General features: G+C 66.6%; 10 protein-coding genes. 1 reads left to right on the forward strand and 9 read right to left on the reverse strand.

Going from position 1 to position 15,320, the window contains the following annotated elements; all coding sequences use genetic code 11:
- Positions 1–142: 142 nt before the first annotated feature.
- From CH296_RS24385 to ftsY, 8 genes are all read right to left on the reverse strand, one after another.
- A complete protein-coding gene (locus CH296_RS24385; protein ID WP_179277806.1) occupies positions 143–973 on the reverse strand; it encodes a type II CAAX endopeptidase family protein in 831 nt (276 codons plus the stop codon).
- Complete coding sequence (locus CH296_RS24390) at positions 970–2,076, reverse strand: amidohydrolase family protein (protein ID WP_094638054.1); 1,107 nt, start codon at positions 2,074–2,076, stop codon at positions 970–972. Before CH296_RS24390 ends, CH296_RS24385 begins: the two co-directional genes overlap by 4 nt.
- A 19-nt stretch (positions 2,077–2,095) precedes the next feature.
- A complete protein-coding gene (gene ffh / locus CH296_RS24395) occupies positions 2,096–3,655 on the reverse strand; it encodes a signal recognition particle protein (RefSeq protein WP_032398352.1) in 1,560 nt (519 codons plus the stop codon).
- A 130-nt stretch (positions 3,656–3,785) separates the two neighbouring features.
- The gene (locus CH296_RS24400) at positions 3,786–4,730 is read right to left on the reverse strand and encodes a M23 family metallopeptidase (RefSeq protein ID WP_045199891.1); all 945 of its coding nucleotides are present in this window, start codon (positions 4,728–4,730) and stop codon (positions 3,786–3,788) included.
- Positions 4,731–4,987: 257 nt separating this feature from the next.
- Positions 4,988–7,519 (reverse strand): [protein-PII] uridylyltransferase, encoded by a 2,532-nt coding sequence (locus tag CH296_RS24405; protein WP_094685970.1) that lies wholly within the window; start codon positions 7,517–7,519, stop codon positions 4,988–4,990.
- Positions 7,509–7,847 carry a P-II family nitrogen regulator gene (locus tag CH296_RS24410; protein ID WP_019664269.1) on the reverse strand — a complete coding sequence of 113 codons (339 nt, stop codon included), beginning with the start codon at positions 7,845–7,847 and terminating at the stop codon, positions 7,509–7,511. Before CH296_RS24410 ends, CH296_RS24405 begins: the two co-directional genes overlap by 11 nt.
- A gap of 72 nt (positions 7,848–7,919) precedes the next feature.
- Positions 7,920–9,209 carry an ammonium transporter gene (locus tag CH296_RS24415; RefSeq protein ID WP_176459326.1) on the reverse strand — a complete coding sequence of 430 codons (1,290 nt, stop codon included), beginning with the start codon at positions 9,207–9,209 and terminating at the stop codon, positions 7,920–7,922.
- A gap of 202 nt (positions 9,210–9,411) precedes the next feature.
- A complete protein-coding gene (ftsY, locus tag CH296_RS24420; protein WP_045199895.1) occupies positions 9,412–10,764 on the reverse strand; it encodes a signal recognition particle-docking protein FtsY in 1,353 nt (450 codons plus the stop codon).
- Positions 10,765–10,868: 104 nt separating this feature from the next.
- On the opposite strand from ftsY, the gene CH296_RS24425 reads away from it, so the two are divergent.
- Complete coding sequence (locus CH296_RS24425) at positions 10,869–11,501, forward strand: MSMEG_1061 family FMN-dependent PPOX-type flavoprotein (RefSeq protein ID WP_094685870.1); 633 nt, start codon at positions 10,869–10,871, stop codon at positions 11,499–11,501.
- Positions 11,502–11,517: 16 nt separating this feature from the next.
- Here CH296_RS24425 and smc read toward each other — a convergent pair whose 3' ends face one another.
- On the reverse strand, positions 11,518–15,264 hold the full coding sequence (gene smc, locus CH296_RS24430; protein ID WP_256980559.1) for a chromosome segregation protein SMC: 3,747 nt from the start codon (positions 15,262–15,264) through the stop codon (positions 11,518–11,520).
- Positions 15,265–15,320 lie beyond the last annotated feature (56 nt).

Consider the following 15,320-nt stretch of genomic DNA (forward strand, 5'->3'; position numbering starts at 1 on the left):
GTTCGCACGGCATGCGAGCCCGGTTTTGCGTTGAGGGTTGTTGTGACCGCCGCGCGGTACGTAACCGGAAGACGGGCGAACAGCTGTTCATTGTGCCAGACGGGCGGCTCGATCGGTGAATCGGGCCTGTGGACTCCTCACCTCACGCGAACAGGACCACCAGGGCGGGGAGGGTGTTGTTCACCGAGTGCGCCGTGGTCGACGCGACGATCGAACCGGAACGCATCCGTGCGATGCCGATCGAGAATCCACCCCACAGCAGCACCACGAAGCGCCACCACTCGCGGTGCCAGATCGCGAACACCACCGCGGTGATCGCCAGGACGACCCATCGATTGCCCAACCAGGCCATGGGCATCGGGCGGGTGCGTTTCTCGAGTGCTCCCCACAGCATGCCGCGGAACATCGTTTCCTCGCAGATCGGTGCACCGAGCCAGATCCACACGGCCAGAGCGATTTTCCAGCCGACGGTCGTGTCGGTGACGTCGCCGAGCGGCATCGGATCGTCCAACTCGATACCGGACAACAGAATCAGCGCCAGCAGGAGGCCACCGACCACCGCGACGCCACCCCACGCCAACCCGGATCGGAGGTGACCGAGGAATTCGGGGGTCGACCTGGGGAGGCCGAAGTCGACGACGGGTCCATTTCCTCGGGTCGTCGAGACGGCCACCGCCACGCCCGCAGCGAGAAGGCTCGGAATCATGATGCCCACCACGAAGACGGCCGAGGCGTCCGACGTCACGACGAGCCCGAGTATCAGAAATCCCGCCAGGTTGAGCCCCAGCACGAGCGCCGCGGCCGGCAGTCCCCACCGTTGACCGCTTCTGCGTTCGAGCGCGGCCTGCTCGGCTCGCCAGTAGGTTTCGGACAACCCCGAACCCTGCTGCTCGATTCGATTCATCGGTGCCATTGCGGCCCAGCTGGGTCGGTTCGGATCGGGCTGTCCTGCATCGCTTCTCGGATCGGTCACCCTCGGCCCACCGGCCCGTTCGTCGTGCGGCCGCGCCGATCGGTCACGCGTCCGCGCAGGATCACCAGCTCCGGATCGGCCAGCACGTCCGGTCCCCCTCGCGGATCGTCGGAGTAGACGACCAGATCCGCGGGCGCGCCGTGCTCGAGTCCCTGCCGACCCAGCCACGACCGGGCGTCCCAGCAGGCAGCACCGAGCGCGTCGGTCGGAGAGAGACCCACGGCGGCCAGCGCGGCTACCTCGTCGGCGATGCGTCCGTGCGCGATCGATCCACCGGCATCGGTACCTGCGTAGATGGGAATGCCTGCGTCATGGGCTCGTCCGACGGTGGCGGCGACGCGTTGGTGGAGCGCCCGCATGTGCCGGGCGTAGACCGGATACCGGGTGGCGGAATCGGCGATGCCGGGGAACGTCTCGATGTTGATCAGCGTCGGTACCAGAGCGGTGCCGTGGTCGACCATCATCTCGACGGTCTCGTCGGTCAGACCGGTGCCGTGCTCGATGCAGTCGATTCCCGCCGCGATCAGACCGGGCAGAGCATCCTCGCCGAACACGTGGGCTGTCACCCGCGCTCCCTCGGCGTGGGCGGCAGCGATGGCGTCGACGAGGATCGAGTCGTTCCACAGTGGCCGGAGATCTCCCACCGAGCGGTCGATCCAGTCGCCGACGAGCTTGACCCAGCCGTCGCCGAACCGGGCCTGCTGAGCCACCGCCTCGGGCAGTTGCGATTCGTCCTCGATGTCGATCGCCAGACCCGGGATGTATCGCTTGGGTGATGCGATGTGGCGGCCCGCTCGGATGATGCGAGGTAGGTCCTCGTACTCGTCCAGGGCGCGTGTGTCGACCGGGGACCCGGCGTCGCGCAGCAGCAGCGCGCCGACGCCTCGCTCGGTCTCGGCCTGTCGGATCGACCCGATCAGGTCGGTGTGTCCCCCGCCGTATTCGATCCCGACATGGCAGTGGGCGTCGACCAGGCCGGGCAGGACCCACCCGCCGTCGTGGACGAAATCCGCATCCGCAATGGGCTCGGTGGACAGAACACCGCCCTCGATCCAGAGGTCGATCTCCGTCCCGTCCGGCAGTCCGCGGCCCCGCACCCGCATGGCCGACACGTGCGCGCGCTTACTTCTTGGGCAGTTTCAGTTGCGAGAGGTCGATGCCTTCCAGCCCTGGCGGCAACTGGTCGAGGCCCTTGGGCATGGACGACAGATCGGGCATTCCCGCCGGCATTCCACCCGGCATGCCGGGGAATCCACCGCGGATCTTCGGCTGCGTCGGACCGCGAGCGCCCTTCTTCCCTTTCTTACCCTTCTTGTTGTTCCGTACCTGCTTGCGCGCGCCCGGCATGCCCATCCGACCGGCCATGGCCGACATCATCTTGCGAGCCTCGAAGAACCGGTCGACCAGCTGGTTGACGTCGGAGACCTTGACGCCCGAACCGTTCGCGATACGCAACCGTCGTGACGCGTTGATGATCTTCGGGTCGGTACGTTCCTGCGGCGTCATGCCGCGGATGATGGCCTGAACCCGGTCGAGTTGCTTCTCGTCGACGTTGGCGAGTTCTTTCATCTGGCCGGCACCGGGCAGCATGCCCAGCAGGTTTCCGATCGGCCCCATCTTGCGGACGGCCATCATCTGCTCGAGGAAGTCGTCGAGCGTGAGTTGCCCCGAGCCGATCTTGTTGGCCGTCGCCTCGGCCTGCTCGGCATCGAAGTGCTGCTCGGCCTGCTCGATGAGGCTCAGCACGTCGCCCATGCCGAGGATGCGGCTCGCCATGCGATCGGGGTGGAAGACGTCGAAATCCTCGAGCTTCTCACCGGTCGACGCGAACATGATCGGCTGGCCGGTGACCTCGCGGACGCTCAGCGCAGCACCGCCCCGGGCATCGCCGTCGAGCTTGGTGAGTACGACACCGGTGAAGCCGACGCCGTCACGGAACGCCTCGGCGGTGCTGACGGCGTCCTGACCGACCATCGCATCGAGAACGAACAGTGTCTCGTCCGGCTCGACCGCGTCGCGAATTCCCGCGGCCTGATTCATCAGCTCGCTGTCGATGCCGAGGCGACCTGCGGTGTCGACGATGACCACGTCGTACTGCTTGCTGCGAGCCTCGGCGATGCCGGCCCTGGCAACCTCGACGGGATCCGCTGCCGAGACTCCGAGTGCATTGTCGCCGCCGCCGATGGACGTGCCGGGGTGCGGCGCGAAGACGGCGGCACCGGCGCGCTCGCCCACGATCTGCAGCTGGCTCACGGCACCGGGACGCTGAAGGTCGCACGCGACGAGCAGTGGGGTGTGGCCCTGGCCCTTGAGCCATTTCGCGAGCTTGCCCGCCAGCGTCGTCTTACCCGAACCCTGCAGACCGGCGAGCATGATCACCGTGGGCGGGTTCTTGGCGAAGACGAGCCTGCGAGTCTCGCCGCCGAGGATGCCGACCAGTTCCTCGTTGACGATCTTGACGACCTGCTGGGCCGGGTTGAGCGCGCCCGAGACCTCGGCACCCTTGGCCCGGACCTTGATGCGGTTGATGAATTCACGTACGACGGGCAGTGCCACGTCCGCTTCGAGCAGGGCCAGACGGATCTCACGGGCCGTGGCGTCGATATCCGCGCCGGACAGTCGACCTTTGCCACGCAGGTCCTTGAGAGTCCCGGTCAACCTGTCGGAAAGGGATTCGAACACCGATTGCACTCCTGAGCTAGCCGATCACCGAAAACGAGCCGAATCCGGCACGGTCACCAGACTAGCGGCAGCACGCCTCGTCGTCGCTGGGGCGTTCGACTGTCGTGTCGAACGTGTCGATGCCGACCGGTCAGGCGTTGCGCGCGGAATCGTTCCACGTCACTGCCACACCCCGGGTGGCGAGCCACTGCGCGGGGTCGACCTTGACGCCGGAGGGATCGTGCACCTCGAAGTGCAGGTGTGGGCCTGTCGACTGGCCACGGTTGCCGACGGTGGCGATCTGCTCACCGGCCGACACACGCTGGCCGGGATGAACGGAGAAGTCGTTGACGTGTCCGTAGACCGTCTCGGTGCCGTCGTCGTGCCGCACCTTGACCCAGAGACCGAAGCCGGATGCCGGTCCTGCGTCGGACACGGTGCCGTCGGCGGCGGCGTAGATGGGCGTTCCGATGGGTGCCGCGATATCGAGGCCACTGTGCTGGGTGCCCCATCGCGAGCCGAAGTTGGAGGTCAACACCCCTGCCACGGGCTGCACTGTGCCCTTCTTCAGCGAGCGTAGGCTCTCGAGGGGTGACTGAACACCGGCTCCCAGCTGCCCCAGGCCGACATCGTCGAGCCATTGCTGGGCGGCAGCGCCGGGATCGGCTCCGAATGCGGCCAGTGGGTCGGAGGTCGGTGCGGGTGCTGGTTCCGCAGCGGGCGCGGTTTCGGCAGGCGCGGCCTCGGGCGGTGCGGGCTGCGACGGCGGAAGCGGGGGCGCGAGCTGTGGGGGTACGAACTGCGGGATCTCGAGCTGGGGTAGCTCGAACTGGGGTAGCTCGAATCCAGCGGGCAGTAGTCCCTCCGGCACGGCGAACGGGAGTCCGGCTGCGGGTGGCTCCGGAATCGGCGCGGCCGCGGCGGTGCCTGCACCCATCGACGTCGCGCCGACGACGATCGCGCCGGTCGCGGCGACGATGGTGGCCGCCCGTCGACCGACGACGGGGCTGTCCGGTACGGCGCGGTGCCTGCCGCCCGTGGGACGCGCTGCGAAGTCGGTCGGTGTGTGGACGGTCGACCGTCGGTGGGATCCCACAGTTCGTGCCTCTCGAATGACCAGGAGTGGAGCCTGCAGGAACGACGTGGTTCCAGCAGTGCGGAGCCTGCAGGAACGACATGGTTCCAGCAGGAACGATGTGGTTCGAGCAGTGTGGAGTGTGCAGGAACGGCTGAGAGTGTCGTTTCTGCGTGGGGACGAATGTAACAAATCGGCATCGGCGGCAGTCCCGTCGGCCGGAAGTTCGTGAGAAGTCACCAGCGCGAGTCGGTCTGCTGTCGCATTCCGACCCGCGGTCAGGTGCCTTCCGGCTTTTCCGGAGGCTTGGGCGGTTCGGGGGCGGGTACGACCGCGAGGATCGCTCGCTCGAGGTCCTCGCGCACCGCCCTGCTGTCTGCTCCCGCCAGGTCGATGCAGAACGAGTCGACCACCGAGCTGCCCAGGGTCGACACGCGTGCCCACCGGATGTCGGATCCCTGCTGTTCGATCGCGCTGGCCAACCGGCAGAGCAGACCGAGCCGGTCCTCAGCTCGTAGCTCGAGTACCACCTGACCTGGTTCGTTGTCGTCGAACCAGAGCACCCGAGGCGGAGCTTGAGCGTAGAGAACCGGGACGGCCGAATCCTCTGCGTCGTCCTCGACGGTGTCGGCTCTTGCGTCGCGTTCCTTGGCGTCGAGCACGGCGACGAGGTCGAGTTCGCCGGCCTGAGCGCGGATGATCTCCTGCCGCAGCAGACCGGCCTGCGGCGGGGAGCCGAAGAGCGGCGCGACGTCGAACGAGTTGATCGCCGATCCCTCGTGACTTCCGAGAGAGGCCGAGAGCACGCGCAGCGAGTGCAGTGCGAGGACTCCCGCGGCATCGGACAGCAGCCCGGGCGTGTCGGGGGCGATGACGGTGACGACGAAGGTGTGCAGCCCGTCGGTCGGCGCGATGTCGACGTGGACGCCTCCCCGCGCGGCGAGTTCGATGTGCGCCGGGTCGAGTGGATCCGGTGAGGGCAGACTCTCCCCCGCCATCACCAATCTGCACCGACGCACGAGCTCACGGATGAGCGAGGCCTTCCAGTCACCCCACACCCCGGGGCCGGTGGCGAGCGAATCCGCTTCTGCCAGTGCGTGAAGCAGCTCGAGCAGAATCGTGTCGGCACCGAGCGCGTCGACGACGGTTTGCACGGTTGCGGGGTCGTCGAGGTCGCGTCTGGTGGCGGTCTCCGGCAGCAGTAGGTGGTATCGCACCATCGCCGTCAGCAATGCCACGTCGGAAGGCCACAGGCCGAGCCTGTTGCCGATCTGGACGGCCAGATCTGCGCCGACGACACTGTGATCGCCGCCGCGTCCCTTGCCGATGTCGTGGATCAGTGCGCCGAGCACCAACAGGTCAGGACGCGCAACGCGGGTGGTCAATGCGCTTGCGTAGGCTGCGGTTTCGACCAGATGTCGATCGACCGTCCACGTGTGCACCGCATCTCGCGGCGGTAGGTCGCGTACCGCGCCCCACTCCGGAATGAGCCTGCCCCAGAGTCCGGTTCGATCCAACGCCTCGATCGCCGCGATCGCCTTGCGACCCGATCCGAGCAACACGAGCAGATCGTTGAGTGCTTCCTTGGGCCAGGGTTCCCGAAGTTCGGGGGCGCTGTCGGACAGCCGGTTCAGGGTCGAGGCGGACATCGGCATTCCGGTCTGGGCCGACGCCGCTGCGACTCGCATGATCAGGCCGGGATCCTTGTTCGGTCGAGCGTCGCGGGCGAGAACGACCTCGCCGCCGTGTTCGACGACTCCCTCGTCCAGCGGGCGTCTGACCGGGACTCGACGCAGTCTCGAAAGACCCCGTCGCGGTAACGAATTGCCTGCGGTTCGCAACCCGACGTCCACCGAATAGCTGATGGTGCGAGCCGAATCGCTCAGCACTCGTGCGAGATCGAAGCGATCCCCGATGCGCAGCGCGGCACCTATCTCGTCGGCGTCCTGCGCGCGCAGTTGATCCCGTGCTCGACCGGCGACGCGGTGCAGTTCGGTGCGCACGTCCAACAGGCGTCCGTGCGCGAACGCCAAACCGCCACCCGGTGATTCGGGTCCGAGCCCGGGCATGCCGTCGGTCAACTGTGCGATGGAGAGGGCGTCGAGCAACTGGACGTCACGCAGTCCCCCGCGGCCGCTCTTGAGATCGGGTTCGGCGCGGTGTGCGATCTCACCGCTGCGCGACCACCGTCCGCGGGTCTGCTCGATCAGCTCGTCGAAACGCCCTCGAATACCGTTGCGCCACTGGCGACGTACGCCGCCGATGAGAAGATTGCTCAATTCGACGTCGCCGGCGATGTGACGCGCCTCGAGCATTCCGAGGGATGCCGTCATGTCGGCTGCAGCGACCTGCAGAGCCTGCGGCACCGTGCGCACACTGTGATCGAGCTTGATGTGCGCGTCCCACAGTGGGTACCACAGCTTGTCGGCGACATCGGAGACGATGCGTGGTTCGAGATCGTCGTGCAGCAGGATCAGGTCCAGATCCGAATAGGGCAGCAGTTCACGACGAGCAAGACCGCCGACAGCGACGATCGCGAAGCCGGAGTCCGGTTTGATCCCGAGCTCGGCACCTTTGGTGGTCAGCCAGAACTCGTGGAGATCGACCAGAGCCTGCCGGAGCGAGGGTGCATCGAGTCGACGATTGCGTGTTCCGCCGTCGAGTAGTTGTTTTCTGGCCCGAGCGAGATCTGCTGCAGCATCGCTCGTGCCCTTCGATGCGGAGCCCGTGGAGACCGAAGGCCCCGATCCTGACGCTTTCGCGCCAGAACCGGGGCCCACGGCCCGAGACCCTTTGGGGTCAGAGTGCATCTGCGCCACGTTCTCCGGTGCGAACTCGGATGACCGAGTCGACCGGGGAAACCCAGACCTTGCCGTCACCGATCTTGCCGGTGCGTGCAGCCTCGACGATGACCTCGACGACCTTCTCCACAGCGGCGTCGTCGACGACTACCTCGACGCGGACCTTCGGGACGAAGTCCACCGAGTACTCGGCACCTCGGTACACCTCGGTGTGGCCCTTCTGGCGGCCGTAACCCTGAACTTCACTGACTGTCATTCCGAGTACGCCGGCCTGCTCCAGCCCCGTCTTGACGTCCTCCAGGGTGAACGGTTTGACGATTGCCGTGATCAGCTTCATTTTTGCTTCCCTTCACAAGACCTCGAGTGCCCGTTGTCGTACGGTGCAGCGTTCACGTCTATCTCTACCTTGTCAGGCGAAATCATATGCAGTCTCGGCGTGCTCGGCCTCGTCGATGCCGTTCGCCTCCTCCTCGTCCGTCACGCGCCAGCCGAGAGGCTTGAGCGCGAACGCGATGACTGCGGTGACGATGGCGGTGAAGATCAGCGCGAACAGTGCGATGACGATCTGCACGACGAGCTGCTTGTAGTCGCCGCCGTAGAACAGGCCGGTCTCGGATCCGAGGAAGCCGATTCCGATGGTTCCCCACAGGCCTGCGACGAGGTGAACGCCCACGACGTCGAGCGAGTCGTCGTAACCGAACTTGAACTTCAGGCCGACGGCCAGTGCGGAGAGCACACCGGCGATGACACCGAGGATCATGGCTCCGACCGGCGTGAGTGCGCCTGCGGCCGGGGTGATCGCGACCAGACCTGCAACGATGCCCGAGGCGGCGCCGAGGCTGGTGGCGTGTCCGTCGCGGATGCGCTCGGTGATGAGCCAGCCCACGATGGCGGCTGCCGTGGCTGCGGTGGTGTTGACCCAGGCCACACCGGCGATTCCGTCGGCCGCGAAGGCGGAACCGGCGTTGAATCCGAACCAGCCGAACCACAGCAGAGCTGCGCCGAGCATCACGAACGGAAGGTTGTGCGGGCGGTAGGCGACCTTGCCGAAGCCGGCGCGCTTGCCGATGATGATCGCCAGAATCAGACCGGCGATACCGGCGTTGATGTGCACGACGGTGCCACCGGCGAAGTCGATCGGAGCGACGTTGGCGACGAGTCCGCCTTCACCGTCGTCGGTGGTGCCGAAGATCATTGCCGCAAGACCGTTCTCGGATCCGGAGAGCAGTCCGCCACCCCAGACCATGTGTGCGAGCGGGAAGTACGCGAGGGTGACCCAGATACCGGCGAAGGCGAGCCAGGTGCCGTACTTGACGCGGCCTGCGATCGAGCCGCTGATCAGTGCGACCGTGATGATGGCGAAGGTGACCTGGAATGCCACGTCGATGACGTTGGCGTAGCCCCATGCTCCGACGATGTAGTTGCCGTCCGCGTCGGTGATCGAATCCTTGAGTCCGAAGAACTCGAACGGGTTGGCGAAGACTCCGCCGATGTCCTGGGTGCCGTAGGACATCGACCAGCCCCACAGGAAGTAGATGATCGAGACGACGGCCATTGCTCCGAACGACATCATCATCATGTTCAACACGGACTTCTGCTGCGACATACCGCCGTAGAAGAACGCCAAGCCCGGCGTCATCAGCAGTACCAGCGATGCTGCCATCAGCATCCACGCGGCGTTGCCGGAGTTGGCCAACATATCCTCGGGACTCACGTACACCCTCCATTCTCCTGCACACCGGTTGGCGCGCCGTTAAGCAAGAAGAGTGGTTTCACGAGGTTTCATCCGTGACACTCGGGTGTTTCGGGCATGTGAACGCATGACCGGATTCTGTTGCAAAAAGGTTTCGTGCTGGCGTTTGTGCTTTTTCCCCGTTTCGCAGGCCACCCTGCGGGGTCGATCAGCCGAGCAGCGCGTCCACGAACGCACCGGGCTCGAACGGTGCCAGATCGTCGGCACCTTCCCCGAGACCGACGAGCTTGACGGGCACTCCGAGCTCACGCTGCACCTGAAAAACGATGCCACCCTTCGCGGTTCCGTCGAGCTTGGTCAGCACGACACCTGTGATGTTCACGATCTCGGCGAAGACACGGGCCTGCGTCAGTCCGTTCTGGCCCACGGTTGCGTCGAGAACGAGCAGAACGTCGTCGACGTGGGCCCTCTTCTCGATGACACGCTTGACCTTGCTCAGTTCGTCCATCAGACCCGATTTGGTGTGCAACCGTCCCGCGGTGTCGATGAGAACCACATCGACGCCGTTCTCGATTCCTTTGCTCACCGCGTCGAAGGCGACCGCAGCCGGATCCGCTGCCTCCTTGCCGCGAACCACCTCGGCACCCACTCGCTCGGCCCAGGTCTGCAGCTGATCGGCCGCAGCAGCGCGGAACGTATCGGCGGCACCGAGTAGCACCCGCCGCCCGTCCGCGACCAGCACCCGAGCCAGTTTGCCCGTGGTGGTGGTCTTGCCGGTGCCGTTGACTCCGACCACCAGCAACACCGCGGGGGCACCGTCGTGTGGCAGAGCACGAATGGACCGGTCGAACTCGGGGTGCAACTGCGCCACGAGAATTTCGCGCAGCAGGGCCCTGGCATCGGCTTCGGTGCGAATACTGCGGGCCGCCATCTGCTCACGCAGCGTCCGCATGATCTCCGCGGTGGTCGCCGAACCGATATCGGCGATCAGCAGGGTGTCCTCGACCTCTTCCCACGAATCCTCGTCCAGGTCGCCGCCGCCGAGCAGTCCCAGCAGGCTCTTGCCCACCGCGGACTGAGATCGTGCGAGCCGTCCACGGAGACGATCGAGCCGGCCCTCGGTCGGGTCGATGGTGTCCAACCGGCGAGGCGCAGGAGCAACGGTGTCTTCCACCGGAGGCTCGGGCGCAACGGGCTCGGCGACGGTGACATCGGTCGCCGGGGCCTCGGGTTCGAGCACTTCCGGCTCGATCCAGACGGTCTCCGATTCGACCGGTTCGGCGGTGGGAACCACCGGCGGCGGCTCCACCGGCTTCGGCTCGGCCGGCTTGGGGGCCTTCGGGATCACGGGTTCGGCTGTCGCCGTTCCCTGACTGAACGAGAAACCGCTGCCCGCGGTGTAGCCACCGGATCTGTCCTTGGTGGCCGCGTCCTCGATTCGCGCCGCCTCGTCCGACTTGAGGGACACTCTCCGACGACGGGAGAGCGCCAGCCCGACGACGAGGACGACGAGCAGGACGGCAGCGATCGCCGCGACGATGATCCACGCTTGGTTACTCACGTGGAACATCCTCTCAGGCCATCGTGGCCGCTCGTCACCGGTGGTGCACCGACCGCGAAAAAGCGCTTCCCGCCCGGGAGTTCGAGTCGATAGCATTCACGGTCATGGAGTGGACCACGGTGCGTGACGCCGCCGAGCTGACCGAGATGTGCGGAACGCCGAGCTTCCGAGCCGCGAACAAGGACCGACGCACGCTGCACCCCCTCGACGTGCAGTGGCTCGCTGCCTCACCGTTCTGCCTCCTCGGAACCTCCGACGCGAGCGGGAGATGCGACGTCTCACCCAAGGGCGATCCGGCCGGCAGTCTGGTGCACGTCCTCGACGACACCACGATCGCCCTCGCCGAGCGGCCGGGCAACCGCCGGATGGACGGCTATCGCAACATTCTCGAGAACCCGTTCGTCGGCCTGAACTTCTTCGTCCCCGGCCGCGGCGACACCCTTCGCATCAACGGTCGCGCGTCCCTGGTCACCGACGCGCCGTTCTTCGACGAGCTTCGGGTCGAGGGTCATCGCCCGATCTTGTGCCTGGTCGTCGACATCGAGGAAGTGTTCCACCACTGTGCGAAGGCGTTCATGCGGTCCAAGTTGTGGCAGCCCGAGACGTGGGACGCCGACGCCATCCCCGATGTCGCCACTCTGACGAAGGCGTTGATTCCGCAGGCTCCCGAGACGGTGGAGGAACTACGCGAGTACTACGGACCGTCCTACGCGGAGCAGCTGTATCCGAAGCAGTAGCTGCGGCGGACGAACCTCAGGAGACGGTGTCGGGTTCGGCGACGACGGATGCCGCCTCCGGCTCGTGGGCGTCCGGTTCCACCGCGTCCGGCTCGTGGGCGTCGGGCTCCACTGCGTCCGGCTCCACTGCGTCCGACTCCACTGCGTCCGACTCGGCCGCGGGCACCGCGACGCGTTCTCGGTTCAACCGCTGCGAGATGACCGTGGTGATGCCGTCGCCGCGCATGCTGACGCCGTACAGCGCGTCGGCCACCTCCATCGTCGGTTTCTGGTGCGTGATCACGATCAGCTGCGATTTCTCGCGAAGCTGCTCGAACAGTCCGATCAGACGACGCAGGTTGGTGTCGTCCAGTGCAGCCTCGACCTCGTCCATGACGTAGAACGGTGACGGTCGGGCGCGGAAGATGGCTACCAGCATGGCCACCGCGGTCAGCGATTTCTCGCCACCGGAGAGCAACGAGAGTCGCTTGACCTTCTTGCCGGGCGGCCGGGCCTCGACCTCGATGCCGGTGGTGAGCATGTCCGACGGGTCGGTCAGGATCAGTCGTCCTTCACCGCCGGGGAAGAGCTTGGCGAACACCCCGGTGAATTCTCGTTCGACGTCGAGCCAGGCCTCGGTGAAGACCTGCAGGATCCGTTCGTCGACGTCGGCGACGACGCCGAGAAGGTCCTTGCGGGCGGACTTGACGTCCTCGAGCTGGGTGGACAGGAAGTTGTAGCGCTCCTCGAGGGCCGCGAACTCCTCGAGGGCGAGCGGGTTCACCTTGCCGAGTGTGGCGAGGTCGCGCTCGGCGCGTTTGGCGCGCTGCTCCTGGGTGGCTCGGTCGAACGGCATCGGGGCAGGTGCCACCACCTGCTCACCCCGCTCCTTGGCCGCCTCGTACTCGGCCATCTCCAGTTCGGTGGGAGGCAGGGCCACATCGGGCCCGTACTCGGCCACCAGATCGTCGAGGCCGATGCCGTGCTGCTCGAGAATCGTCGTCTCGAGTTGTTCGATCCGTAGCGCTGCCTGCGCACGGGCGACCTCGTCCCGGTGCACGGCGTCGGTGATCGACGCCAGCTGACCCTGCAGGGCTCGGACCTGCTCTTTGACCTTGTCGAGCTCGATTGTGCGCGTCGCACGTTCGGCGGACAGCTCGTCGCGCCTACGGGCAGCGGCCGCAACGACCGTGGCCAACCGCGCGGCGACTTCTTCACCCGCTTCCCCGACCGCCGCCGCCACTGCGGCCGCATGCCGACGCGCTGCGCTCTCGCGCTCGGCTCGCGCCCTGGCTTCACGCTCGGCTCGCGCCGCCCGCCGAAGCGAATCCGCCCGGCCTCGTACGGACTGTGCGCGCTCTTCGGCGGTCCGCACGTTCAACCGAGCTTCGACCTCGACGGCACGCACTTCGGTCAATGCCGCTGCCGCCATCTCCCGTTCCATGGTGGTCGCAGCGTCACCGCTCTCGCCGTCTCCCGCGAAACCGGATTGCTCGTCCTCGGCAGTCCGCAGGTTCTCTTCCAGCTCGGCCAGCCGCGCGATCGCTTCTTCTCGACTGGCCTCGGCAGAGCTACGCTGCGTCGTCAATCGCGCCGACTCCGCGTGAGCCGAACGCGCCAGTTGACCCAATCGACCCAACTGTTCGTACACCGCGGCCATCGCGGCGTCGGATTCGTTGAGTGCTGCGAGCGCTTGCTCGGCCGATTCGCGCCGATCCCGTTGTTCTTCCAACGCGCCTGCCAACGCCGCGTCGAGCTCCTCCGCGCGGCGGACCGCCGCGGCCAACTCCACCGTCGACGTGTCGATGGCCGACTGAACCTCGAGGGTGCTCGGACGACGGTCCGAGCCACCGGTGACCCAACCGGCTTCGACGACGTCGCCGTCCTTGGTCACCGCACGCAGCTCACCGGAATCGGAGACCAGACGGTGGGCCGCGTCGAGCGAGTCGACGGCGACCACACCGTCGAGCAGGGCCGCCATGGCCCCGGCCAGCCGGTCCGGATACTCGATCAGGTCCAGCACCCATCGAGCGCCGTTCGGGAGGTCCGGACGTGGAACCGATTGCGCTGCAACGACATTGCCGTGCACGATGGACGCGCGACCACCGTCGGCCGCACGCAGCGCCAGCACGGCATCACGCGCGGCATCGAACGATTCGGCGTGTGCGGCATCGGCGGCCGGACCCATGGCCACTGCCACCGCGATCTCGTATCCCGGCTCGACCGTGAGATGGCCCGCGAGCAGACCCGACAGACCGTCCTGCTGATTCTCCACCAGCCACCCGGCACCGTCCTTGCGTTCGAGGCCCATCGTGAGCGCCTCGATCCTGGCCTCGAACGACGCCACCTTCTTGCCCGCGATGCGTTCTTCTGCCTGCAGCTCCGTCACTCGGGCGTCGGCATGTCGCAGTGCGGCGACGGCTCGCTCGTAGTGCGTGTCGAGGCTCAGTTCGCTCGCGTCGAGGGTGCCGATCTGATCCTGCACACTCTCGAATTCGCGCTGAGCCGATTCGCCGCGCTCGCGGGCCTCGTCGATGGCCACCGACAAACGCGCCACCTCCGCGTCGATCGACTCGACCTTGGTTCGGAAGGTATCGACTCGGCCGGACAGACGCGCGAATCCCTCGCGGCGGTCGGCCACCGCGCGCACGGCAGCGAGGTGGGCACGCTCGGCGGCCGCAGCGGCGGCTTCACGCTCGGCCAGCTGCTCACGTGCCGCCTCGAGGGTTTCGCGTGCCATCTCGACGGCCTCGACGAGTTCCATCTCTTCTTCGGCGACTCGATCGGCCTGCGCTTCGAGCTCGTCCGGGTCCTGTCCCCGACCGGTGGATTGCACGGCGTCGAGATGCCGAGCACGTTCGTGGGCGATTCGAACCGTCGCGTTGACGCGTTCGGCGAGGGCCGACAGACGGAACCACGTCTGCCCGGCGGCCTCGGCGCTGGGGGTCAGCCGGGCGACGGCCTGTTCGTGTTCGCCGAGTGCCACCGAGCCGGCTTCGAGGGCGTCCTGCACCATCGCGTACTGCTCACGCGCCGCTTCCTCGTCCTGGGTCTGGTTCGCGAATTCCTCGCGCCTGGCCACCAGGTCGTCGGCCACCAGTCGCAGCCGGGCGTCGCGCAGGTCGGCCTGGACGGTCTGCGCGCGACGCGCGACCTCGGCCTGCCTCCCGAGAGGCTTGAGTTGGCGGCGCAATTCCGTCGTGAGGTCGGTCAACCGCGCCAGGTTGGCCTGCATCGCGTCGAGCTTGCGAACGGCCTTTTCCTTGCGCTTGCGGTGCTTGAGCACCCCGGCTGCTTCCTCGATGAAGGCTCGACGGTCCTCGGGCCGCGATTCCAGGATCGCGGCGAGCCGGCCCTGCCCGACGATCACGTGCATCTCGCGACCGATACCGGAGTCGCTCAGCAGTTCCTGAACGTCCATCAATCGGCACGAACTGCCGTTGATCTCGTACTCACCCGCGCCGTCACGGAACATACGGCGGGTGATCGAGACCTCGGAGTAGTCGATCGGGAGTGCGCCGTCGGAATTGTCGATCGTCAGAGTGACCTCTGCGCGGCCGAGCGGGGCTCGACCCGACGTGCCCGCGAAGATGACGTCTTCCATCTTCCCGCCGCGCAACGCCTTGGCGCCCTGTTCACCCATCACCCAGGTCAGGGCATCGACGACATTGGATTTGCCGGAGCCGTTGGGGCCGACGACACAGGTGATTCCGGGCTCGAAACGAAGAGTCGTCGCCGAAGCAAAGGACTTGAAGCCCTTCAGCGTCAGACTCTTGAGATACATAGCGTCCGTACTTTACCGGCACGCTGCCCGAAAGTGCGCCGAGCCTCCCGCAACGG

Origin of the sequence: Rhodococcus sp. 14-2496-1d, from assembly GCF_002259365.1 — a bacterium.
In the GTDB taxonomy this organism is placed as follows: domain Bacteria; phylum Actinomycetota; class Actinomycetes; order Mycobacteriales; family Mycobacteriaceae; genus Rhodococcoides.